Origin of the sequence: Providencia sp. PROV114, assembly GCF_032704305.1 — a bacterium.
In the GTDB taxonomy this organism is placed as follows: domain Bacteria; phylum Pseudomonadota; class Gammaproteobacteria; order Enterobacterales; family Enterobacteriaceae; genus Providencia; species Providencia rettgeri.
In genome coordinates this window covers 3,939,003-3,961,746 of sequence record NZ_CP120528.1, presented here as the reverse complement: position 1 = coordinate 3,961,746, position 22,744 = coordinate 3,939,003, and the positions used below count along the sequence as shown (strand labels likewise).

22 protein-coding genes are annotated in these 22,744 nt (G+C 42.9%); 13 read left to right on the top strand and 9 right to left on the bottom strand.

Translation table 11 applies throughout. The features are described from left to right. Positions 1-54: 54 nt before the first annotated feature. From rbfA to P3L37_RS17745, 6 genes are all read left to right on the top strand, one after another. Positions 55-465, top strand: a complete 411-nt coding sequence (gene rbfA, locus P3L37_RS17770) for a 30S ribosome-binding factor RbfA (protein WP_004905894.1) — start codon at positions 55-57, stop codon at positions 463-465. Further along, positions 465-1,418: a tRNA pseudouridine(55) synthase TruB gene (gene truB / locus P3L37_RS17765; RefSeq protein ID WP_109912119.1), complete on the top strand. Its 954-nt coding sequence runs from the start codon at positions 465-467 to the stop codon at positions 1,416-1,418. The genes rbfA and truB overlap by 1 nt, the downstream gene beginning before the upstream one ends. A gap of 112 nt (positions 1,419-1,530) precedes the next feature. Then, positions 1,531-1,800: a 30S ribosomal protein S15 gene (gene rpsO, locus P3L37_RS17760; RefSeq protein WP_004905890.1), complete on the top strand. Its 270-nt coding sequence runs from the start codon at positions 1,531-1,533 to the stop codon at positions 1,798-1,800. Positions 1,801-2,202: 402 nt separating this feature from the next. Continuing rightward, a complete protein-coding gene (pnp, locus tag P3L37_RS17755) occupies positions 2,203-4,326 on the top strand; it encodes a polyribonucleotide nucleotidyltransferase (RefSeq protein ID WP_004907477.1) in 2,124 nt (707 codons plus the stop codon). A 93-nt stretch (positions 4,327-4,419) separates the two neighbouring features. After that, positions 4,420-5,337, top strand: coding sequence for a lipoprotein NlpI (gene nlpI, locus P3L37_RS17750; protein WP_004907480.1), 918 nt, complete (start codon positions 4,420-4,422; stop codon positions 5,335-5,337). A gap of 170 nt (positions 5,338-5,507) precedes the next feature. Beyond that, positions 5,508-7,445 carry a DEAD/DEAH family ATP-dependent RNA helicase gene (locus P3L37_RS17745; protein WP_004907484.1) on the top strand — a complete coding sequence of 646 codons (1,938 nt, stop codon included), beginning with the start codon at positions 5,508-5,510 and terminating at the stop codon, positions 7,443-7,445. Positions 7,446-7,693: 248 nt separating this feature from the next. Here the strand turns inward: P3L37_RS17745 and btsR are convergent, their stop codons facing one another. Both btsR and P3L37_RS17735 read right to left on the bottom strand, forming a co-directional pair. Further along, positions 7,694-8,410 (bottom strand): two-component system response regulator BtsR, encoded by a 717-nt coding sequence (btsR, locus tag P3L37_RS17740; RefSeq protein WP_110731590.1) that lies wholly within the window; start codon positions 8,408-8,410, stop codon positions 7,694-7,696. A gap of 19 nt (positions 8,411-8,429) precedes the next feature. Beyond that, positions 8,430-10,115 (bottom strand): sensor histidine kinase, encoded by a 1,686-nt coding sequence (locus P3L37_RS17735; protein ID WP_004907485.1) that lies wholly within the window; start codon positions 10,113-10,115, stop codon positions 8,430-8,432. Between the two features lie 543 nt (positions 10,116-10,658). Here P3L37_RS17735 and P3L37_RS17730 point away from each other — a divergent pair. The 3 genes from P3L37_RS17730 to P3L37_RS17720 are packed head-to-tail and all read left to right on the top strand — an operon-like array spanning position 10,659 to position 13,941. Beyond that, positions 10,659-11,630: an HlyD family secretion protein gene (locus P3L37_RS17730; RefSeq protein WP_272667480.1), complete on the top strand. Its 972-nt coding sequence runs from the start codon at positions 10,659-10,661 to the stop codon at positions 11,628-11,630. Positions 11,631-11,641: 11 nt separating this feature from the next. Further along, positions 11,642-12,787: an ABC transporter permease gene (locus P3L37_RS17725; protein WP_109912115.1), complete on the top strand. Its 1,146-nt coding sequence runs from the start codon at positions 11,642-11,644 to the stop codon at positions 12,785-12,787. After that, positions 12,787-13,941, top strand: coding sequence for an ABC transporter permease (locus P3L37_RS17720; RefSeq protein ID WP_004907491.1), 1,155 nt, complete (start codon positions 12,787-12,789; stop codon positions 13,939-13,941). Before P3L37_RS17725 ends, P3L37_RS17720 begins: the two co-directional genes overlap by 1 nt. Here P3L37_RS17720 and P3L37_RS17715 read toward each other — a convergent pair. From P3L37_RS17715 to P3L37_RS17705, 3 genes are all read right to left on the bottom strand, one after another. After that, positions 13,938-14,171, bottom strand: a complete 234-nt coding sequence (locus P3L37_RS17715; RefSeq protein WP_226537978.1) for a hypothetical protein — start codon at positions 14,169-14,171, stop codon at positions 13,938-13,940. The genes P3L37_RS17720 and P3L37_RS17715 overlap by 4 nt on opposite strands. A gap of 90 nt (positions 14,172-14,261) precedes the next feature. After that, positions 14,262-15,137, bottom strand: coding sequence for a U32 family peptidase (locus P3L37_RS17710; RefSeq protein ID WP_272667482.1), 876 nt, complete (start codon positions 15,135-15,137; stop codon positions 14,262-14,264). 17 nt (positions 15,138-15,154) lie between these two features. Further along, on the bottom strand, positions 15,155-16,150 hold the full coding sequence (locus tag P3L37_RS17705; RefSeq protein ID WP_110731591.1) for a peptidase U32 family protein: 996 nt from the start codon (positions 16,148-16,150) through the stop codon (positions 15,155-15,157). 514 nt (positions 16,151-16,664) lie between these two features. Here P3L37_RS17705 and P3L37_RS17700 point away from each other — a divergent pair. Both P3L37_RS17700 and P3L37_RS17695 read left to right on the top strand, forming a co-directional pair. Continuing rightward, positions 16,665-17,189: an SCP2 domain-containing protein gene (locus P3L37_RS17700; RefSeq protein WP_004907497.1), complete on the top strand. Its 525-nt coding sequence runs from the start codon at positions 16,665-16,667 to the stop codon at positions 17,187-17,189. After that, positions 17,183-17,686, top strand: coding sequence for a GNAT family N-acetyltransferase (locus tag P3L37_RS17695; protein WP_004907498.1), 504 nt, complete (start codon positions 17,183-17,185; stop codon positions 17,684-17,686). Before P3L37_RS17700 ends, P3L37_RS17695 begins: the two co-directional genes overlap by 7 nt. Here the strand turns inward: P3L37_RS17695 and P3L37_RS17690 are convergent. Then, a complete protein-coding gene (locus P3L37_RS17690; RefSeq protein WP_004907500.1) occupies positions 17,659-17,997 on the bottom strand; it encodes a GIY-YIG nuclease family protein in 339 nt (112 codons plus the stop codon). The two genes, P3L37_RS17695 and P3L37_RS17690, sit on opposite strands and share 28 nt — an antisense overlap. Before the next feature lie 270 nt (positions 17,998-18,267). On the opposite strand from P3L37_RS17690, the gene P3L37_RS17685 reads away from it, so the two are divergent. Together P3L37_RS17685 and P3L37_RS17680 are read left to right on the top strand one after the other, a co-directional pair. Then, the gene (locus P3L37_RS17685; protein ID WP_004907501.1) at positions 18,268-18,519 is read left to right on the top strand and encodes a DUF1471 domain-containing protein; all 252 of its coding nucleotides are present in this window, start codon (positions 18,268-18,270) and stop codon (positions 18,517-18,519) included. Between the two features lie 306 nt (positions 18,520-18,825). After that, positions 18,826-19,263 carry a YhbP family protein gene (locus P3L37_RS17680; protein ID WP_109912171.1) on the top strand — a complete coding sequence of 146 codons (438 nt, stop codon included), beginning with the start codon at positions 18,826-18,828 and terminating at the stop codon, positions 19,261-19,263. Here the strand turns inward: P3L37_RS17680 and nrdG are convergent. The 3 genes from nrdG to ridA form a co-directional block, all read right to left on the bottom strand. Further along, positions 19,260-19,724 (bottom strand): anaerobic ribonucleoside-triphosphate reductase-activating protein, encoded by a 465-nt coding sequence (gene nrdG, locus P3L37_RS17675; RefSeq protein ID WP_004907505.1) that lies wholly within the window; start codon positions 19,722-19,724, stop codon positions 19,260-19,262. The two genes, P3L37_RS17680 and nrdG, sit on opposite strands and share 4 nt — an antisense overlap. A gap of 4 nt (positions 19,725-19,728) precedes the next feature. Next, positions 19,729-21,867, bottom strand: a complete 2,139-nt coding sequence (nrdD, locus tag P3L37_RS17670; RefSeq protein ID WP_109912112.1) for an anaerobic ribonucleoside-triphosphate reductase — start codon at positions 21,865-21,867, stop codon at positions 19,729-19,731. Positions 21,868-22,297: 430 nt separating this feature from the next. Next, positions 22,298-22,684, bottom strand: coding sequence for a 2-iminobutanoate/2-iminopropanoate deaminase (ridA, locus tag P3L37_RS17665; RefSeq protein WP_004907508.1), 387 nt, complete (start codon positions 22,682-22,684; stop codon positions 22,298-22,300). Positions 22,685-22,744: the final 60 nt, after the last annotated feature.

Here is a 22,744-nt window from a genome sequence, read left to right as displayed (position 1 = left end):
CAAAATAGTGTTATAAGGGGGCGATAGCCCCCTTTATTGTCAGGAGATATAACGATGGCAAAAGAATTCAGTCGTGCTCAGCGCGTTGCGCAAGAGATGCAAAAAGAAATTGCGATCATCTTACAACGTGAGATCAAAGACCCACGTATTGGTATGGCTACTGTTTCAGGTGTCGAGTTATCTCGCGATCTTGCATACGGTAAAGTCTTTGTGACCTTCTTCAATATCGCTAATGATAAAAGTGAAGAAGAAATGGTTGCAGACGGCATTAAAGCATTAAATGAAGCATCAGGCTTTATACGTTCATTAATTGGAAAAGCAATGCGTTTGCGTATTATTCCTGAGTTAACATTTGAGTATGACAACTCTCTTGTTGATGGTATGCGGATGTCTAATTTAGTGTCAAATGTGATCCGCGATGATGAAAAACGTCGTGCGGATGTTAGTGATAAAGAGGAAAAATAATGGGGCGTCGTCGTAGCGGCCGTAATATTGACGGTGTAGTGCTGCTGGATAAACCCACGGATATTTCTTCAAATGATGCGCTGCAAAAAGTGCGGCGCTTTTTTAATGCCAATAAAGCTGGGCATACGGGGGCACTTGACCCTCTCGCAACAGGTATGTTGCCTGTTTGCCTCGGCGAAGCGACGAAATTTTCCCAGTTTCTACTCGATTCAGATAAACGTTATCGCGTCATTGCTCGTCTTGGACAACGTACTGACACGTCAGATTCACACGGCGAAATTATCAGTGAGCGTAACGTAGAGTTTACACAGCAGCAATTGGATGACGCTTTAGCGTTTTTCCGCGGTGATACATTACAAGTTCCTTCAATGTATTCTGCGCTGAAACATCAAGGTCGTCCATTGTATGAATATGCGCGTAAAGGAATTACGGTTGAGCGTGAAGCTCGTCCAATTACAGTGTATGAATTGCAGTTTATTCGTTTAGAAAACAATGAATTAGAGCTGGAGATACACTGTTCTAAAGGAACCTATATTCGTACCATTATTGATGACCTAGGTGAGATGTTAGGCTGTGGTGCGCATGTGATTTACTTGCGTCGAGTGCAAGTGGCTAATTATCCTTATGAGCGAATGGTAACATTAGAGCAATTAGCCGCTTTACGAGCAAAAGTAGATGCAGGTGAAGGGTCTTTTGAGTCCTTGCTTGATACTTTATTATTGCCAATGGATACCGCAGTCGTTCATTTCCCAGCTGTAAATATTACAGAGGAAACAGCGGCTTACTTTAAACAGGGGCAACCTGTAAGAGCTGCGGTTGAAGGCCTTGAAGAAGACGGTATGGTTCGAGTCACTTGTGGTACAGCGCAGCGGTTTATCGGCATTGCTCTGGTGAGTGAGGATGGACGTATCGCACCGAAGCGTTTGGTTGTGGAAAATGAACAGCCCGCGTAGTAGCGCTTATTGCTTTGCTGCCTTAAGCAGCGTAGAATAGCGGCGCTTAATCTTGAGATGCTAAATTAGAGATTGGCTCTCATCACTTACATTAATCATTTTGGAGTTTATTATGTCTCTAAGTAATGAAGCGAAAGCTAAAATCGTTGCTGAGTTCGGCCGCGGTGAAAATGACACTGGTTCAAGCGAAGTTCAAATCGCTCTGCTGACTGCACAAATCAACCACCTGCAAAGCCACTTTGCAGAGCACAAAAAAGATCACCACAGCCGTCGTGGTCTGCTGCGTATGGTTGCTCAGCGTCGTCGCTTACAAGCTTACTTGAAAGGTAAAGATATCGCGCGTTACACTGCTCTTATCGAGCGTTTAGGTCTGCGTCGCTAATCTTACTCTAGATAATTTGAGTTGCAGCTAGGCGACAAATGAGTGAGTTGCTAGGTATATACATCAGTATGTGGCTAGTACAAGTGAATGTAGTCAGCAACGTTGCAACTTGAAGTATGACGAGTAGAGTCAGTTTCAGAGAAAAGGGGCCAGAGGCCCCTTTTCTTCTAAAAGTTATTTTGAAAGTTGAAGTAATACTCGAATTATACTTAACTTAAATGCTAAGCTATAAGTCGTAGTAAGCTGTTTTATTAATGCCTCTTCGCTGCATCCGATTCGCGCGGCTAATGAGAGAGCTGATCACTGGAATATCAGTATTCTCATTAGTCGCGAGGCTGTAGTAGGAAGAGTAAGCCAATGCTCCCTGAGAATCTCAGGTAGCCTTACAAAAAGGGTAATATAGTGTTAAATCCTATTGTTCGTAAATTCCAATACGGTCAACATACTGTCTCGATTGAAACAGGTATGATTGCACGCCAAGCATCTGCTGCTGTTATGGTTAACATGGATGACACTGCAGTATTTGTGACTGCAGTTGCACAGAAAAAAGTGAAAGAAGGTCAAGACTTCTTCCCTTTAACTGTTAACTATCAAGAACGTACATATGCAGCGGGCCGTATCCCAGGAAGCTTCTTCCGTCGTGAAGGTCGTCCTGGTGAAGGTGAAACGTTAATCGCTCGTCTGATTGACCGTCCTCTACGCCCTCTGTTCCCAGAAGGTTTTTATAACGAAATTCAAATCATTGCGACTGTTGTGTCTGTTAACCCACAAGTTAATCCAGATATTGTTGCGATGATCGGTGCGTCTGCAGTATTAGCACTGTCAGGTGTTCCATTTAATGGCCCAATCGGTGCGGCACGTGTTGGTTTTATCAATGACCAATATGTTCTGAACCCTACAGCAGACGAGCTGAAAAACAGCCGTTTGGACTTAGTGGTTGCAGGTACTGATAACGCGGTATTAATGGTTGAATCTGAAGCTGATTTATTAAGCGAAGAGCAAATGTTAGGTGCGGTGGTATTTGGCCACGACCAACAACAAGTTGTTATTCAGAATATCAATGAATTAGTGAAAGAAGCGGGTAAAGAGAAATGGGATTGGCAGCCAGAGCCAGTTAACCAAGCTCTGCATGACCGTGTTGCACAATTAGCTGAAAGCCGTATGGGCGACGCTTACCGCATCACTGAGAAACAAGAGCGCTACGCGCAGGTTGACTTAATCAAAGAAGAAGTCACTGCAGTATTAGTTGCTGAAGACGAAAACGTTGATGTTTCTGAAGTTGCTGACATTTTAGCAAGCTTAGAAAAACAAGTTGTTCGTAGCCGTGTTATCCGTGGTGAGCCACGCATCGATGGCCGCGAAAAAGATATGGTTCGCGCTCTGGACGTTCGTACAGGAGTTCTGCCACGTACTCACGGTTCTGCACTGTTTACTCGTGGTGAAACTCAAGCACTGGTAACGGCAACGTTAGGTACAGAACGTGATGCGCAGGTTATCGACCAATTAATGGGCGAATATACTGACCGTTTCTTATTCCATTACAATTTCCCTCCATACTCTGTTGGTGAAACTGGTATGGTGGGTTCACCAAAACGTCGTGAAATCGGCCATGGCCGTTTAGCGAAACGTGGTGTGTTAGCAGTAATGCCAGACCACGCTGATTTCCCATACACTATCCGTGTTGTATCTGAAATCACTGAATCTAATGGTTCATCATCAATGGCATCTGTTTGTGGTGCATCATTAGCACTGATGGATGCTGGTGTGCCAATTAAAGCCGCTGTTGCAGGTATTGCAATGGGTCTGGTGAAAGAAGGTAACGATTTCGTTGTTCTGTCTGACATCTTAGGTGACGAAGACCACTTAGGTGACATGGACTTTAAAGTAGCTGGTAGCCGTGAAGGTATCAGTGCACTGCAAATGGACATCAAAATCGAAGGTATCACACGTGAAATCATGCAAGTTGCTCTGAACCAAGCAAAAGGTGCACGTCTGCACATTCTTGGTACAATGGAACAAGCAATTAATGGTCCACGTGAAGAGATCTCTGAATTTGCACCACGCATTTACACGATCAAAATTAACTCAGACAAAATCAAAGATGTCATCGGTAAAGGTGGTTCAGTGATCCGTGCATTAACGGAAGAAACTGGCACAACGATTGAAATCGAAGATGATGGTACTGTTAAGATTGCCGCAACTGATGGCCTGAAAGCGAAAGAAGCCATTCGTCGTATCGAAGACATTACTGCAGAAGTTGAAGTGGGCCGCATTTACCCAGGTAAAGTAACCCGTATCGTCGACTTTGGTGCATTCGTTGCGATTGGTGGGGGTAAAGAAGGTCTGGTTCATATTTCTCAAATCGCGGACAAGCGTGTTGAGAAAGTGACAGATTACCTGCAAATGGGTCAAGAAGTTCCTGTTAAGGTATTGGAAATTGACCGTCAAGGTCGTATCCGTCTTAGCATGAAAGAAGCGGTAGCAACTGAAGAATCAACTGCACAGCCGCAGGACTCAGCAGAGTAAGCTGACCTAACCGCGCTCTATTAAGTTAGGGCGCTATCAGCCTAAATTTGCTGAAACCATAATTTGTAAAGCGTGGTAATGTAAGGGCGGAGTATGTCGAACAGTATCTGTCTTCGGGTGAGAGATTATCGCACGTTACCGCGTGTGCTCTTGGCGCTTATCTTTTTTGTTATTATTGGATGTAGTAGCAAAGATTGGCGAAAGAACGAGGTATTTGCCGTTCCACTTCAACCTTCATTGCAACAAGAAGTGATACTGGCTCGTATGGAACAAATTCTTGCGAGCCGGTCTTTAACCGATGATGAATACGCACAGCTTTTATATGAGCGCGGTGTGTTGTATGATAGTCTCGGTTTAAGGGCACTGGCGCGTAATGATTTTTCAACTGCGTTAGCCATTCGTCCTGATATTCCTGAAGTTTTTAATTTTTTAGGGATATATTTTACGCAGGCAGGCAATTATGATGCTGCCTATGAAGCGTTTGATTCTGTTTTAGAGCTTGATCCAACTTACAATTTCGCGCGAATGAATCGTGGCATCGCATTATATTACGGTGAACGATACAAACTAGCGCAGGATGATCTGCTGGCGTATTATCAGATAGATCCAAATGATCCTTTTCGTACTCTGTGGCTTTATCTCGTAGAGAAAGACATAGACCCGCGTATGGCGCAAGATAATCTTGCCGCCCGCTACAACCAAGCGGAGAAAGGGCAATGGGGCTGGAATATCGTAGAATTCTATCTTGGCAATATCGATGAAAATACATTGATGGCGCGTTTGAAAGAAACGTCTACGGATAACACTTCGCTCGCTGAGCATCTCAGTGAAACTAACTTCTATTTAGGTAAGCATTACCTAAGTCTGGGGGATAAGGATAGCGCAGTTGCGTTATTCAAACTGACGGTAGCTAACAACGCTCACAGCTTTGTTGAACACCGCTATGCATTGTTGGAATTGGCGCTGTTAGGCCAAGAACAAGACGACCTTTTAGAATCGGGCCAGCAATAGCTGACGAACATTTCACGATATTTTTTTAAGTCATCATCCCTCGGGATGACGGCCTATTTGTTCGTTTAATAAACACAATTTGAGCCAGTTCACATTTTAAATGAAAATGACCGAAATGATTTTCGCATGGTTATGTAAACTGGCTGCCATTATGTATGAGGCACCTTTACATGACTACTGAGACCGATATTTCTTTTGCTGAGTTAGGTTTATCAGCATCTATTTTGACAGCACTAAACGACCTGGGATATGAAAAACCATCACCAATCCAACAACAATGTATTCCATTGTTAATGGATGGTAATGATGTATTAGGTATGGCACAAACAGGTAGCGGTAAAACTGCTGCATTTAGTTTGCCATTACTGCATAACATCGACCCAGATTTAAAAGCTCCGCAAATTTTAGTCCTTGCACCAACTCGTGAGTTGGCTGTTCAGGTAGCGGAAGCAATGAGCGATTTCTCTAAACATATGAATCGCGTTAACGTTGTTGCCCTGTATGGTGGCCAACGTTATGACGTACAATTACGTGCGCTGCGCCAAGGACCGCAAATTGTTGTGGGTACACCAGGCCGCCTTCTGGATCACTTAAAACGTGGCACGTTAGACCTCTCTAAATTAAAAGGCTTAGTTTTAGACGAAGCTGATGAAATGCTGCGTATGGGCTTCATTGAAGATGTTGAAAACATCATGAGCCAAATTCCAGCTGAGCACCAAACTGCGCTGTTCTCTGCAACAATGCCTGAACCAATTCGTCGTATTACACGTCGTTTTATGAAAGACCCGAAAGAAATTCGCATTCAGGCTAGCATTACCACTCGTCCAGATATTGCTCAAAGCTATTGGACTGTGTACGGCATGCGTAAAAATGAAGCGTTAGTACGTTTCTTAGAAGCAGAAGACTTTGATGCTGCGATTATTTTCGTACGCACCAAAAATGCAACATTAGAAGTGGCTGAAGCATTAGAACGCAATGGCTACAACAGCGCCGCATTGAATGGTGACATGAACCAAGCACTGCGCGAGCAAACGTTAGAGCGCTTAAAAGATGGTCGTCTAGATATCTTGATCGCTACTGACGTTGCAGCGCGTGGTCTGGATGTTGAGCGTATTAGCTTAGTTGTTAACTACGACATCCCAATGGATGCGGAGTCTTACGTTCACCGTATTGGTCGTACAGGTCGTGCGGGCCGTGCGGGCCGTGCGTTACTGTTTGTTGAGAACCGTGAACGTCGTCTGCTACGTAACGTTGAACGTACGATGAAACTGACTATTCCTGAAGTTGAGTTACCAGATGCAGATCTGCTTAGCCAACGTCGTCAGGCGAAATTTGCTGAGAAAATTCAACAGCAATTAGAAAGCAGCGATTTAGACCAATACCGTTCACTGTTAGCGAAAATGTCCCCATCAGAAGATGTTGATATGGAAACCTTAGCCGCAGCCTTGCTGAAAATGGCACAAGGTGAACGTGCGCTGATCTTGCCACCAGATGCACCGCGTCGCCCACGTCGTGAATTCAACGACCGTGATGATCGTCGTGGTGATCGTCGTGACCGTAATAGCAATGGTAATGGTTTTGACCGTGCAGAACGCGGTGAGCGTGGCGGTCGTCGTGAGCGTCGTGATGTGGGTGATATGGAGATGTACCGTATTGAAGTTGGCCGTGATGATGGTGTGGAAGTTCGTCACATTGTTGGTGCGATTGCTAACGAAGCGGATATCAGCAGCCGTTATATCGGTAATATCAAATTGTACGGAACGCACTCGACAATTGAATTGCCAAAAGGTATGCCAACGGACGTGTTAACTCATTTAAGTCGCGCACGCATTTTGAATAAACCGACTCAAATGCAGCTGATCGGTGATGCACAACCGTTCGAACGTCGTGGCGGTGGTGAGCGTCGTGGTGGTGGTCGTCGTGATGGCGGTAGCGAAGGTGGCTTCGGTGCAGGTCGTCGTAATGACCGTGGCGGTGAGCGCGGTGGTGAACGTCGTGGCGGCGGTGAGCGTCGTGGCGGTGGTAACCGTGACCGTGGTAACTCTGCTCCACGCCAAGATGGCACTAATGCGGCACCTCGTCGTCGTAGCAGCAGCCATAACGCATAATGACTTGGTTTTATAGGGATTAATTCCCTACTAAAACACAAAACCCGCATTTCATTGAAGTGCGGGTTTTTTTATTTAAGTTTGTTTAGCCCTTCTTTCAATCAACCTTCTTCTAGCTTCACTAACTGTCATTATACGATTATTATCCACGTTATTTTTAGCGGCCATAATCAGTTTTAATAAAGTATCTGATTGTTGTGTTTTCAAATTGTTATACATGTTAGAGAACAATTTTTCATATTATGATTTTAAGCTAACCCCAATGCCTCTTTTAGTGGCTTTAGATAACGACGGCTAACAGGAATGCGCTCACCTGAGCTCAGTACTAACTCCGCTTGCCCACTGTCACCAAATAAAATTTCGTTTAATTGGGTCATATTGACTAAATATTGGCGATGGCAGCGCACTAAAGGTGTTCGAGTTTCTAAGGTTCGTAAAGTGAGCTCTGTAAAACCTTCCAATCCTTGCGTACTCATTACATACACGCCACTCATTCGCGAGGTGGCATATAGCACTTCATCAAGTTTCATTAAATAAATACGGCTATGGCCAGTGCAAGGGATAAATTTTAGTGGCTCATTGTTACTTAACAGCTCTAGATTTTGTTTTTGCTTGCCTTGGCGTAGGCGGTTTAAGGTCTTTTCTAATCGTTCTGTTTCAAGGGGTTTTAACAAGTAATCAAAAGCATGTTCTTCAAAAGCCTGAATGGCAAATTCATTAAAAGCGGTAAGAAAGACAATATAAGGGCGGTCTTCTGGATCTAGCATGCGTACCATTTCTAAACCCGTTAGGCGTGGCATTTGAATATCCAAAAAGACCACATCAGGCTTTTTTTTATGGATGATGCCAATCGCTTCTATTGCGTTGGCACATTCGCCAATAATTTCAATATCATCGTGTTCTTCGAGCAGGCAACGCACATTTTCCCGTGCAAGAGGTTCGTCATCAACAATCAATACATTCATAGAGGTAATTTAATCATTATTATGTTGTAGCCAAATAAGGCAGGCGAATTTTCATTCGGGTGAATTTTTCTGGCTCGTGTTCTACGCTGATGCCATATTGCTCACCATATTTTAAACGTAAGCGCCTATCGACTAAGCCCATCCCTAAGCCATCAGACTGTTTTGCAGGCTTATACAGCCCTGCGTTATCTTCTATTTCGATATACACATGTTCACTGCCGATATAACTACGTATTGTAATATAACCCGTTTCTAATAACTGTGAGGTGCCATGTTTAATTGCATTTTCAACCAATGGTTGTAGGGTAAATGCAGGCAGTTCAACCTGTTTGACTTCATCAGGGATCTCAATATGAATTTGTAAGCTTTCTTGAAAACGGGCTTTTTCTATCTGTAAATAGGCATTGATATGTTCAATTTCTTCGCCGAGTGTGGCACTTTGCTCGGGCCGTTTTAGGTTATTACGGAAAAACGTCGAAATATACTGCACAAGCTGGCCTGCTTGTTGGCTATCTTTGCGGATCACGGCTTGCAGAGTGTTGAGCACATTGAACAAAAAGTGAGGATTTACTTGAGCGTGAAGCAGCTTAACTTCGGATTGCAACAATGATTGTTTGTTGCGTTCATATTGGCCCGCTAAAATTTGTGCAGAAAACAAGCTGGCAATTCCTTCACCGAGAGTACGGTTTATGGAACTAAACAGGCTATTTTTCGCTTCATACAGTTTAATGGTACCAATCACTTTTTCGTTTTCTCCGCGTAATGGGATCACTAACGCAGAGCCGAGTTTACAGGTGGGGCTTAATGAGCATTTATACGGAGTCTCATTGCCGTCAGCATAGACGACTTCATTATTCTCAATAGCTTGCCTTGATTGGCTTGACGAAATCGGTGTCCCGGGTCGATGGTGGTCAGCGCCAATGCCAATAAACGCGAGTATTTTTTCACGATCTGTAATGGCGACAGCACCAATTTCTAACTCTTGATAAATAATCTTAGCGACCTTCATGCTGTTGTCAGCATTAAAGCCTTTACGCAGAATCCCTTCAGTCGTTAAAGCAATTTTTAGTGCCTGAGCAGAGAACGCGGTAGTGTATTTCTCAACAATCGCACGGCGGTCGAGTAAAATTCGAATAAACATTGCCGCACCAATAGTATTCGCGATCACCATCGGTGCAGCGATATTTTTAACGAGTTCTAGCGCTTCATCGAAAGGTTTCGCCAGCAATAAAATAATTAGCATCTGTATGATTTCAGCGATAAAAGTGACACAACTGGCAATCATAGGATTAAAAATTTTATTAATTTCGCCACGTTTCATAAAGTAACGATGAACTAACCCGCCAATCAATCCTTCAACAATGGTCGAGACCATACAAGCAAAGGCGCTCATCCCTCCTAATGAATAACGATGCAGCCCACCAGTGAAACCGACAGCAAAGCCGACCACAGGGCCGCCTAATAGGCCGCCAAGTACGGCTCCAATAGCGCGAGTATTGGCAATAGAATCATTGATATGCAAACCAAAATAAGTACCGATAATGCAAAATACCGAGAAAATCAGGTAGCACATGACTTTATGCGGTAAGCGGATGGTTACCTTCAGAAGAGGGATAACTAATGGTGTGCGGCTAAGCGCCCAAGCAATAACGAGGTAGACACACATTTGCTGGAGTAGGAGTAATATTAAATCAAATTCGTACATGCTCGTCATAATTCGTGATGTGGGGGTGTTGACTTCGTCATCTCGCCCTAGTCACATACTGATGTATGCTCCTAGGGTCTCGCTTCCTCGTCGCCTACCCACATCGCGAATTATTTAGAGCATGGCTCGTTATGTTTCACGTTGTGGGGGTGTTGGCTGCTCTCGCCTACTCGGGTCACATGCTGATGTATGCTTCCCAAGATAGTCTCGCTTGCCGCCTACCCACATCGCGAATTATTTAGAGCATGGCTCGTCGTGTTCACGTTGTGGGATTCTTATTTGGGGTTGAGTTATTTACTATTGTTATCTATTTTTAGTATTTATTTGGCTAGTCATTATACCGTAAGTCATTGGCTAAGTAATCGGCATTTGAGAAAAGTGCACTCATCATTATTTGACATAAGGTAGAAATCGCTTCAATATTAGTCAATGTCCTACCTTTTCGTGATCTTGCGCACGAATTTATTAACGCTGTATTTAACTTTCTTGTCATACTCTAGGGATGATAGTTTCCCCCGTTATTATTTAAGGTTCACATAAATAATGAAAAAAAGAACAATAGCACTGATTTTGCTGATGCTTATCTTAATCGCAGCAGCGGCACTTTTTCATTCCCATAACCAATATTTATTGTTACAGGGAGAGGTGGATGCACCCGAGGTAATCGTCACCTCGAAGGCAAAAGGACGAGTGATAGAACGCCACGTAGAGCGTGGCGATGATGTCAAACAAGGGCAATTACTGATAACTCTAGAGAGCCCAGAACTGCAAGCGCAATATGAGGCATCGAAATCCGCGAGAGACCAAGCAAAAGCGCAACTAGAACAATCCATGAATGGGACTCGTGTTGAAACCATCCGCGATTTACAAGCCTCATTATCACAAGCCAATTCTCAATATCAAAATGCGTCTCGTGAATATGCTCGTTTGAGTAATTTGAAAGGTAAAGGGTATGTTTCCGCGAATGAGCTTGATAATGCACGTAAAGCCAAAGATGTGGCTTTTTCGCAAGTGCAAAGTGCAAAAGCGCGCTTAGATGAGGGCTTACATGGTGACCGTATAGAGCAACGCCAACAATATGAAGCGGCATTACAACAAGCAGAACATAAACTTGCTGAAATCCAAGTACAAATTGATGACTTGCAAGTAAAAGCCCCTGTAGATGGCGAAGTTGGCCCTATTCCTGCTGAAATAGGTGAACTTTTCAATGCCGGTAGTCCTTTAATTTCATTAATTCGACTTCCTCAAGCTTATTTTGTCTATAACTTGCGTGAAGATATTTTAGTTGATGTGAAAAAAGGCGACAAAGTGCAACTTGATGTGCCTGCCTTGGGGAATAAGTTAATTGAGGCTGAGGTTCGCTATATCGCACCGAAAGGTGACTATGCGACAAAACGAGCGACTCGTGCAATCGGTGACTTCGATTTAAAAACATTTGAAATTCGTTTATACCCTGTAGAGCCGATTGAAGGGCTAAGGCCTGGTATGAGTGTGTTATGGCACTGGGATAAGTAAAAGGTGTTGCCATGAAATTTAAGTTCGCTTGGCACGGTTTTGAGCACGCCTTTAGCCGTGAAACCCAAATGGCTATTCGTAGCCCTGTTTTTCATTGGTTAAGCTGGCTGTTTCCATTAATGCTGTTTACGTTAGTTAGTGCTAACTTTTCAGAGGGGACATTGATGGATTTACCCGTTTCTGTGGTGGACAATAACCATAGCCCAGTGTCTCGGCAAATTATTCGTGACCTCGATGCGGGTTCACATGCGGATGTGAAAACCATTGATGACAATCTCAGTACATCATTAAAAAGACTCGGTAGTTCAAAAGATTACGCGTTATTGTACATTCCTCATAACTTCGAAGAAGATGTCTTACGGGGGCGTCAACCTGAGCTACGTATGTATTATAATGCGCTCTTCTATGCATCAGGCAGTTATGCGATTCAAGATTTTAGTGGGTTAGTGGCAGAGCTGAATGCGAAGTATCGCCAAGAAATGGCCAAGTCAATGGGAAAGGCGTTGCCTCCGTTAGCCCAAGTGACACTTTCTTATGACAGTTTATTTAACCCGAGCGGTAGTTATATTTATTATCAGCAGTTTGCTGCAACCATTCATATGCTCCAGCTGTTTGTTGTTACCGCAACAATCTATACGATGTCACGAGGTTCTACCTTACAAAGTGTTAAACCGTTTGTGATGGCGTTACTTGGGAAGTTAGCCCCTTATACCTTATTTTTCAGTATATTACTTGCTGTAGAGATTGCGGCATTAGTTACTATTTTTGATGCTAAAGTGGTAGGAAACCCGTTGTATATGATTATATTAGGGTTTTTCTATGTCATAGCAGCGCAGAGTATTGGTTTATTGCTGTTTAGTTTTACCTCAAGTGCCATTATGGCGTATAGCTTGATAGGGATGCTGGTGAGTATCGCTTTGGCCTTTTCGGGTATGGCGGTACCGGAACTGTCAATGATATTGCCTGCACAAATTATTTCGAATATTGAACCACTTACACATACGTTAAATGCCATGTTTGATATTTTCTTGCGGGAGATTTCCTTTGCTCGCATTGTTCAAGTGTGTCTATTCTTATTGATTTACCCATTTGTCATTGGCTTTTTAATTCGTAAGCGTTTAGTCAAACGGTTAGAAAACCAAGGAGGGGTTGTCTGATGGCTATTTATTTTGCAACCTTTCGTAAAGTGCTACTGGGAATGTTGGAAAAACCGATGTGGCTATTATTGTTGGTTTCTCTGTGCGTCATGAGCTTAGTTTATGCAAAGCCTGTTCTTTGGGATTTACCTGTTGCTGTGATTGATATGGATCACAGCACAGCAAGCCGCGAGTTAATCCGTGACCTCGATGCGACACCGAAAGTGGAATTGCAAAGTTATGATAACCTTGCTCAAGCGCGTCAAGATATGATCGCGAGAAAACTATTCGCGATAATTATCATTCCAACGGATTTCCAACAACATTTACTGAGCGGTAAAAATATCACGGTGCCAGTGTATGGAGATGGAACCAACCGGCTAGCGAGTGGGCAAATTCAGCAAGAGTTATCAAAAGCCTACCAAACCCTGCTCAATGCTTATAACACCCAATTACTCACTAAAGCAGGTTATAGCCAAGAGCAGGCTAAAGTGATTATTACCCCTATCCGCAGTGAAACTGAGCCATTGTATAACCCAGGGATCAGCTTTGCAGCGATCGTTTTTCCTGGCTTATTGGTGATGTTATTGCAGCACTCCTTACTGATTGCCTGTGTACGAGTCAGTATCGCGGTGCGTTCTACGCCTAAAGGAAAGCCGCCATTAGCCGTTTATTTAGGGGCGTTATCTGCTTTAATTCCGATCTGGTTATTTTTATCCACTGTATTTTTCGCGCTTTGGCCATGGGTATTGGGCTACCGACAAGAAGCGCCATTGTATGTAATTTGGATGTTCACGTTCCCATTCCTATTGGCTGTTTTAGGGCTTGGCAAGTTAGTGACGGAATGTTTACGCAGTGTTGAAATGATTTACTTAACTTTGGCATTTATTACCACCCCGGTGTTTTATATGTCAGGCACGATTTGGCCACTACAGGCGATGCCTGATTGGGTACGTATGATTGCCTCTGCATTACCATCTACATGGGCTACAAACGCCATGGCAGGCCTTAACCAAATGGGATTACCGTTTAGTGATGTACTTATGGATATCGTGATGATGTTGATTTTAGGCGTTATTTACACGGTTATTGGGGTATTCATTGGTATGCTCCGAGATGGAGAATTACGCCATATTAGCCATATGTTTAACCGTTGGCGCAGGCATCGGCATTAACCGTTATTTTTGAGTAGGAAACCTATTGCTGAGTTGGGATCAACGGCTTTTGTTGCCATTTTTGCTTCTTGGCTTAAGGTTTCCCAGTCATCAGGAGGGCTACCTGTACTTAGCATTGAGGCAAATACTTGATAGGCATCACGTATAGCCGCAGGGATAGTTGTTTGGCTGCATTCGGTAAGGTGGGATTTTGCACGTAAAGACACGGTGCTTGGGTCTATATCAATCATTTTATTTACCTCAAAACTTTCCAGTCTATCCTCAGTGTAATGCAAATGCATTGTACCTGAGGATAGGTGGTTATAAGGTGGATAATTGATTTAAGGCACCATCGACAATCCTGCAATTTGTCGCCAATAACCATTGCAATTTTTATCTGAAATATTCAATGGAATATCCCCATTTTCATTCGCTTTAAATTGCTTGAATACCTCAAGTGACTCAATACCTTCAGGGGATATGCGTACAATATCCACAAGGTCATGCATTGAATACAGGTCATTGCCAAGGTTATAGCAAGCACCACTGAGCGTTTGAATACCATTCAACGTAAACACCTGCTGATGTTCCTGAGAAAGCACCTTGCGCCCTTGTGGGTAGTTTATACAACAAGTTTCGCATTCATCTTTTTGCTTATTTTCAGAGCGCGCAGTAAAGCAGCGTGCGGAATAGGCAAGTGGTAAGTGACCGTAGCTCATTACTTCAACATCAAATTTGCCACGAATACCGATGTCATCGCACTGATTTAGCAAATTAACCAGCCAGTCACGCGATAACTCTACAGGCATACACCAGCGCACCATACCTTGGCGTAACAGAATATTTAAGGTTTGTGCGTTATAGCAATTCAAACCGTGACCAGCGACAAAAGGAAGGTTTCTTTCGACTAACATGTTGATCACACCAAAATCATGGGCTTCAACGAGAAACTCGCCATTATCAACTAATTTGCTGATTTCTTTAAGTTCGGAAGGAGCTTGAAGAAGAGCAAGGGTACTCAGAACAATTTGTTTGCCACTCTTGGCGAGTTGTTGTGCGAGTTCTATCCAGTCATTGGGCTTCATTTCTCGGCGTTTACTACACACCGTCTCACCGAGATAAATAATATCAGCGTCGCTTTGCATGGCGTGTTGATAAAAATCTTCCAGCGTTTGTTTTGGCCAGTAATAAAGAATAGATCCTAACGAGTACTGCATGATATTTACCTTTTAAATTACTGCCATTTACGATGATAGGCACCCAATGTGGTTTGGCTTCCTTCAGACAGCCCACCTAACGCTTTTAGCCATTTCGGGTCAGTGACAAAATTGTTAGGGTTGGATTTGAAGCGGTCGATGGCTTGGCGCCAAATACGCGTCACTTCAGTCACATAAGCAGGACTGCGCTGGCGGCCTTCAATTTTGACAGAGGCAATATTTGCTGCCATCAGTTCAGGTAATAATTCAATGGTGTTGAGGCTGGTAGGCTCTTCAAGGACATGATATTTCTGTTCATCGACAAGATAACGTCCTTTACATAGCGTTGGGTAGCCTGCATTTTCATCTTTTTGGTAACGGTCTATCAACACATTATTGAGGCGTGATTCCATTCCTTCTTCCGTTTGTTGCCAACGAACAAAACGGGCTGGAGAGCATGCGCCTACCGTATTTGGTGACTCACCTGTGAGATAAGAAGACAGATAGCAGCGCCCTTCAGCCATGATACATAAACTACCAAAAGCAAACACTTCCAGTGGCACAGAGCTATTTTTGGCTAATTGTTTTACTTGGTGAATAGATAGCACACGTGGAAGGACAACGCGGTGGACTTGGAAATTACGTTCATAGAAGCGGATGGCTTCAGTATTGGTCGCTGAGGCTTGGACAGAAACGTGCCTTTCAATATGTGGGTATTTATTTGCAGCGTACTCTAACATGGCAATATCGGCTAAGATCAAAGCATCAGCACCAAGATCTGCGGCAAGATCGACGGAGTTTTGCCAACGTTCGTAACCATTAGGATGTGCAAACGTATTAATCGCAATATGTAATTTTCGTTTACGGTTATGGATATAGCGCTCAGCTTCATGCAGTTTTTTTTCAGTAAAATTAAGTCCTGCGAAATGCCGTGCATTGGTATCATTTTTTAGTCCAATATAAACGGCATCAGCGCCGTTATCGACCGCCGCTTTTAATGCGGGCAAATTCCCTGCGGGGCAGAGTAATTCCATTGTCCTATCCCTGTGTAAAATTTAACAGCTGACATTCTAGTCAACAGAACTGTTATAGATTTTGATTTAGAGCAGAGAAATTGTTAATGGATATCAGTATTCGTTAATTAAGGTCGTTAGGGAAATAAGGGGGCTGGTGGGTAATAAAGCAACTTTACCAAATGAAAGAGGATAAGTTTTATAAATAGGGTATATGAATTATTTATGACTAGTTTTTGATCGTTTATTGGAACGGATAGGTAATTAGGGATGATTTTTTATCCATGGGAAGTGAGAAATAAATATTGGCGGGATGGGCAAAAATTGATATAGGATCAAGCCAATAATAACATTTTTTGGCAAGATAACTTATCGTGAGTCAAATGTTAGGTTAATGGCTTCAATAAATGGGGTTATTAGCGTCGAAAATTTAATCGTCTAAATATGCAATATGTTACCCTAAATAATTCGAGCTGCTACTGCTGTTAAGTAGTTACACGAAAACGGGCAGACAATTACTACGGGAGTCAGTACTGTGTTAGGTAAAATTCGTTCTCAACTCATCACGAAAGGCCCTTCATTTTTGAAACTGCCTTTAAAAGTAACCCCATTCGCATTGCAGCGCCAAGTTCTTGAGCAATTACTAAGCTGGCAATTTCGTGAATCAGTGAAAGAAGGGGAACTTGATTTTCTCGAAGACAAATGGCTAAAGGTTGAAGTTCGTGACTTAGCGTTAGTCTGGTTTATCAGTTTGCAAGGTGGCCAACTGTCCGTCAAACAGCATGCAGAGGCTGATGTTAGTGTGAGTGGTAATGCGAATGATCTAGTACTGATCGCCGCGCGTAAAGAAGACCCTGATACGCTCTTTTTTCAACGTAGGTTGGTGATTGAAGGGGATACAGAGCTTGGCCTCTATGTGAAAAACTTAATGGATGCTTTTGAACTCGAAAATATGCCAGCTCCGTTGCGTTTTGCTTTATTACAATTGGCTGATGTAATTAAAACCGTGCATGAAAGTGAGGACGTAGAGCATAAGTCGCCTGCGTTAACTTCATGCTAATTCGAGTTGAAATCCCTGTCGACGCAATGGGTATTGATAAATTATTGCGTGAAACGTTTCCAACTGAAGCAGAAGCTAATCTTGTTCAACATTTACGTGAGGATGGTTTGCTAACTCTCGGGGTTGTGGCAACAAATGATGATGGTGAAGTGATTGGCTATGTAGGCTTCACGCCTGTCGACGTTAACGATGAAGACGTGCAATGGGTTGGCCTTGCACCATTAGCGGTAAATAAAGCGCATCAAGGCCAAGGGATTGCAGAAAAACTGGTCTATGAAGGGTTAGATAGCCTCAATGAGTTTGGTTATGGTGCAGTCGTTGTACTGGGGGATGAACGCTACTATTCGCGCTTCGGTTTTGAACCCGCTGCAAGTCACGGTATAAGCTGCCAATGGCCTGAACAACAAGCTCATTTTTTGGTTTGTGGCTTAGAGAATGGTGAAATTGGAGAACACCAAGGTTTGGTGACTTACTCTTCACACTTCAATAATTTATAGTTAGCTAAGTAGTTAACTAAGTCATCGGGCTGGTCTATGACCAGCCTTTCTTTTGTTTTTTTATTCAGTTGCTTAACTTGATATTCTATTTTCGACGCTGCTGAACGAGAACCAATAAAACACGAGAATGCTAATGTCAGTGGCATTTTCCCTTTCAATGCTTTTGCCCCTGTTCCTGCTTTATGTTGCTCAAAACGACGTTGCACATTGGTGGTGATACCACAATACAAGGCGTTATTTTTCTCTCTCACCAAGTAAAGATACCAGTCATTTTGTTCTAATTGGCTATTATTTAGTGTTGTTTTTATCATTTTGTGCTGATTTATAAGGGAAAAATATTGGGTGAACAACGAATATATTCGTTAAGTAAGATATTTATAACATATTAAAATTTAAATAAAAAATGATATGAAACTGTCACAAATTTGTAACCTCAATCTAAGTTATGATTCAAATTATTTGAATAACTATAGCAAAATTAGCTAATTTTCTTTTCAAACTAAAGCGCATAATATGATCTATATCACAGAGGGACAGTAAAAATCCCAACTAAAAATCAAGTTTACAAGAAGGAATATACAATGAAAAAATCAACATTATTTGCTGCTGCTTTAGCTTTAGGTGCTGCATCATTCGGTTCAATGGCTGCTGAAGAAGTTCAACATACTAGTCAGCCAGCTGCGGGTTATGTCTCAGTAACAGGTGCAGTGAGTGTCAATGACCTGACCGCACAATTAGCCAAAAAAGCTGATGAAGCTGGTGCAACTTCATTCCGTGTGATTTCTGCTGGTGGTGAAAACTCAATGAATGGTACCGCGGCTATCTATAAATAAATTTATTCGTCATATTTACTCGTCATACTTCGAGCCGTAGCGTTGTTGGCCGCGTTCATTCGCACTAGTCACATACTTATGTATGCTCCTAGCGCCTCGTTCACTTGCCGCCTAGCTACAACTCCAATTATTTAGAGTAATGACTCGAATTTAGTTGGCGTATAGGCCTAAAAATATTTAGGTTAATATTTCAGCTAGTTAGAGTATAGTAATAGCGAATTTTATGCCTACGTTCAGAACGGTTTAAGCAAGCTTAAGGGGAATCCCCCAAAAGCTTGTTCTGAACGGGTTTACATGGAAACCGCTATGACGCCTGAACAAACTTTAAAGCACATCCAGCGCTATATTGCCCGCCAACACGTTTTCTCTCTTTTTACTCACCATAACAATGATATCTGGCCTGCCAGTTGTTACTATGCATTTGATGCGAAAACGATGTGCCTGGTTTTAATGACAGACGCGAATTCAAGGCATGGGCAATTGATGGTGGCTAACCCGCAAGTGGCTGGCACAATATCAGCGCAAACCAAAGCCGTTAATGCAATACAAGGTATTCAATTTACAGGTGAAATTAAAATATTAGAAGGTGAGGAAGAACGGCTTGCCCGCGGTTTTTACTGTCGTCGTTTCCCTGTGGCATTAGTAGCGAAACTGCCTGTTTGGCAGCTTCACTTGCGGAATGTCAAAATGGTCGATAACAAATTAGGTTTTGGTACCAAACTACATTGGGAATGCCAAATTTAACGCAATTTGTGGATCACTTGATTGGAGCTACCGCGCCAAATTAAGCGTGGGTCATGTAAATCCTGTTCAAATTTACCGTCAATTACGGTATTAACTAAACTCACCACTTTTTGTTGTTCAAGCGTCAAATCACTCAATATGTATCCTGTCCATAACCAAATATCCTTATCTGGGCAAACGGCTTTTACGCGTTTAACTAACTTGAGCACCGCAGGCAAGTTGGCTGGGTGTAGCGGGTCTCCGCCCGACAGGGACAAACCCTGTCGACGAATACGCGTGTCTTGCAAATCTTGGATAATTTGATCTTCCATTTCTTGGGTGAATGGCACACCTGAATCAACTCGCCATGTACTTTGATTGTAACAACCACGGCATTGATGAACACACCCTGCCACAAACAGTGTACAGCGAGTTCCGGGGCCATTGACGACATCAACAGGATAATATTGGTGATAATTCATAGTATTAACCTATTTGACCGTTACCTAAATGCTTAATACGGCGTTTTACTTCTTCTTGTTTACCTGCATTAAATGGTCTTGCATCTGGGCTGCCTAAATAGCCACACACACGGCGGATAACCGAAACTCGGTTAGTATCATGGTTACCACAAGCAGGGCAGGTAAAGCCTTTGCTGGTGCAGGAAAACTCACCGGAAAAACCGCATTCATAACACTCATCAATGGGTGTGTTAGTACCATAATAAGGCACATGTTGATAGCTGTAGTCCCACACGTCTTCTAAGGCTCTAACATTATGTTGTAAGTTTGGATATTCGCCATAACAGATAAAACCGCCATTCGCGAGTGCAGGGTAAGGCGCTTCAAAATCAATTTTATCGTAAGGATTCACCTGTTTTTCAACATCTAGATGGAAGCTGTTTGTATAGTAACCTTTGTCGGTAACACCTGGTATGACACCAAATTCAGCGGTATCGAGACGGCAGAAGCGGTCACATAGGTTTTCACTTGGTGTGCTGTATAAACTGAAACCATAGCCTGTTTGGGCTTTCCATTCATCAGTGGCTTGGCGTAAGTGGTTGACAATTTCGACGGCTTTTTCACGTAATTTTTCGTCATCATAGACATGGGTTTGTGTGCCAAAAAGTGCATTGATGGTTTCATGCAACCCAATGTAACCTAACGAAATGGACGCGCGACCATTTTTGAAGATCTCAGCAACGTTGTCATCCGCTTTTAAGCGAACTCCGCAGGCGCCTTCCATATACAAAATTGGGGCAACACGCGCTTTTACGGTTTCTAAACGGGCAATGCGAGTCATTAAGGCTTTTTTGGCAATGGCTAAACGTTCATCCAGTAATGCCCAAAACGCATCTTCGCTGCCCTGTGCTTCGATAGCAATACGAGGCAAATTGAGGCTAATAACGCCTAAATTGTTGCGCCCATCGTGAATTTGTTGCCCATTTTCTTCATAGATACCCAAGAAACTGCGGCAGCCCATCGGCGTTTTAAATGATCCAGTAACATCAACGACACGGTCGTAGTTAAGAATATCGGGGTACATGCGCTTACTGGCACACTCTAAAGCGAGTTGTTTTATGTCGTAATTAGGGTCACCCAATTTATGGTTTAGGCCATCTTTAATTGCGAATACGAGCTTAGGGAAAACCGCCGTTTTACGATTTTTGCCAAGGCCCGCAATGCGGTTTTTCAGAATAGATTGCTGAATTAATCGTGCTTCTTTAGAGGTTCCAAGGCCAAAACCAAAGGTGACAAATGGGGTTTGGCCATTCGCAGTGTGAAGTGTATTAACTTCATACTCTAAAGATTGAAAGGCGTCGTAACACTCTTTATCGGTGCGGCTGTGTGCATAACCCTCTGCGTCTGCAATTCCCCATTCTTTGGCGACGTTTAGGTGTTTTTCGAAGCTAATTGCCACATATGGCGCTAAAATTTCGTCAATACGGTTAATGGTTGTGCCCCCATAAATATGGCTTGCAACTTGGGCAATAATTTGTGCGGTAACGGCTGTTGCGGTTGAAATAGACTTTGGCGGCTCTATTTCGGCATTTCCCATTTTAAACCCGTTGGTTAACATGCCTTCAAGGTCAATTAACATACAGTTAAACATTGGAAAGAAGGGAGCATAGTCGAGGTCATGATAGTGAATTTCACCGCGTTCGTGTGCGATAACGACATCTCTTGGTAAAATATGCTGTTTTGCATAGTGTTTAGCGACAATACCCGCGAGTAAATCGCGTTGTGTCGGGATCACTTTACTGTCTTTATTGGCATTTTCATTGAGTAAAGAGACGTTACTTTGTTCGATTAGCCCACGAATGTCATGAGTCAATTGGCTGCGTTTTTCACGTTCGCTGTCTCTATCGTGGCGATATTCAATATAAGCACGAGCTAAGTCTTTATAAGGCCCGGCCATTAGTTGGTCTTCAACCGCATCTTGAATGTCAGCGATATCCACTCGGTCACGGCTGCAAAGTTGTTCTGTGACGACAGAAGCAACCTGAAGACAATAATCGTCATCCTTAACATTCACAGCAGCCGCTGCGCGTTTAACGGCTTCCTGAATTCGTGGAAGGTCAAAACCGACCTGACAACCATCTCTTTTAATAACAACCGTTCCCACGGGCATTCTCCTTGTTAAGTTATCCACAATACGACTTCAGCTATTCGCCATGTTTATCACGGGTACTAATCTGTGGATAAAATGTGAATAAATACTATATGTTGTGTCAATTGATGTAATTAAAGCACAATATGTGGGATATTGCTTTTATTTAGATCGCCAAGATTTGATTTAAAACAAAGAAAAAAATAATTTGTATGAAGATCAAAAGCGCAGAGGAAATAAATCTTTTCAGTTACTAGGATTCATTTTAATCATGCAAATAAAGTGTGTGTAATCGAATTTCCATCAGCGGAAAACGGGAAAAGTAGAGTTATAGTGTACAATCGGGAAGTTTTATGAGGACGGTAATACGTTTGGGGTGACAAAATCAGCGGGAAAAATAAAGACACCCCACTCAAAGCATGGGGTGTTTGGCTCGAACTAATCGTTATTTACGTACTGCGATTGCTTCGATTTCAATTTTTACGTCTTTTGGCAGACGAGCAACTTCAACACAAGAGCGAGCTGGGAATGGTGCATTATGTTGCTTGAAAAACTCTTCATAGGTGGCATTCACTGTCGCGAAGTCATTTAAATCTTTTACAAATACCGTTGTTTTCACGATATTAGCCGCACTTAAGCCAGCTTTTTCTAAAATTGCTTTTACGTTAGCCAGTGATTGGCGAGTCTGTGCTGCGATATCTTCAGGCACTTCACCGGTTTTAGGGTCAACAGGGATTTGACCTGATGTGATAACCATACTACCCAAATCTACGCCTTGAACGTAAGGACCGATCGCTGCTGGTGCGTTTTCTGTATTGATTTCGTATGACATAACTACTCCGTTTCATCACGTAAAGAGAAAATACTCATCATGTGGCAAGCCACAGCAGTG

Excerpts from the sequence above, each read along its gene's own strand:
- rbfA (WP_004905894.1), top strand. The coding sequence starts at position 55 with ATGGCAAAAGAATTCAGTCGTGCTCAGCGCGTTGCGCAAGAGATGCAA.
- truB (WP_109912119.1), top strand. The coding sequence starts at position 465 with ATGGGGCGTCGTCGTAGCGGCCGTAATATTGACGGTGTAGTGCTGCTG.
- rpsO (WP_004905890.1), top strand. The coding sequence starts at position 1,531 with ATGTCTCTAAGTAATGAAGCGAAAGCTAAAATCGTTGCTGAGTTCGGC.
- nlpI (WP_004907480.1), top strand. The coding sequence starts at position 4,420 with ATGTCGAACAGTATCTGTCTTCGGGTGAGAGATTATCGCACGTTACCG.
- P3L37_RS17745 (WP_004907484.1), top strand. The coding sequence starts at position 5,508 with ATGACTACTGAGACCGATATTTCTTTTGCTGAGTTAGGTTTATCAGCA.
- btsR (WP_110731590.1), bottom strand. The coding sequence starts at position 8,410 with ATGAATGTATTGATTGTTGATGACGAACCTCTTGCACGGGAAAATGTG.
- P3L37_RS17735 (WP_004907485.1), bottom strand. The coding sequence starts at position 10,115 with ATGTACGAATTTGATTTAATATTACTCCTACTCCAGCAAATGTGTGTC.
- P3L37_RS17730 (WP_272667480.1), top strand. The coding sequence starts at position 10,659 with ATGAAAAAAAGAACAATAGCACTGATTTTGCTGATGCTTATCTTAATC.
- P3L37_RS17725 (WP_109912115.1), top strand. The coding sequence starts at position 11,642 with ATGAAATTTAAGTTCGCTTGGCACGGTTTTGAGCACGCCTTTAGCCGT.
- P3L37_RS17720 (WP_004907491.1), top strand. The coding sequence starts at position 12,787 with ATGGCTATTTATTTTGCAACCTTTCGTAAAGTGCTACTGGGAATGTTG.
- P3L37_RS17715 (WP_226537978.1), bottom strand. The coding sequence starts at position 14,171 with ATGATTGATATAGACCCAAGCACCGTGTCTTTACGTGCAAAATCCCAC.
- P3L37_RS17710 (WP_272667482.1), bottom strand. The coding sequence starts at position 15,137 with ATGCAGTACTCGTTAGGATCTATTCTTTATTACTGGCCAAAACAAACG.
- P3L37_RS17705 (WP_110731591.1), bottom strand. The coding sequence starts at position 16,150 with ATGGAATTACTCTGCCCCGCAGGGAATTTGCCCGCATTAAAAGCGGCG.
- P3L37_RS17695 (WP_004907498.1), top strand. The coding sequence starts at position 17,183 with ATGCTAATTCGAGTTGAAATCCCTGTCGACGCAATGGGTATTGATAAA.
- P3L37_RS17690 (WP_004907500.1), bottom strand. The coding sequence starts at position 17,997 with ATGATAAAAACAACACTAAATAATAGCCAATTAGAACAAAATGACTGG.
- P3L37_RS17685 (WP_004907501.1), top strand. The coding sequence starts at position 18,268 with ATGAAAAAATCAACATTATTTGCTGCTGCTTTAGCTTTAGGTGCTGCA.
- P3L37_RS17680 (WP_109912171.1), top strand. The coding sequence starts at position 18,826 with ATGACGCCTGAACAAACTTTAAAGCACATCCAGCGCTATATTGCCCGC.
- nrdG (WP_004907505.1), bottom strand. The coding sequence starts at position 19,724 with ATGAATTATCACCAATATTATCCTGTTGATGTCGTCAATGGCCCCGGA.
- ridA (WP_004907508.1), bottom strand. The coding sequence starts at position 22,684 with ATGTCATACGAAATCAATACAGAAAACGCACCAGCAGCGATCGGTCCT.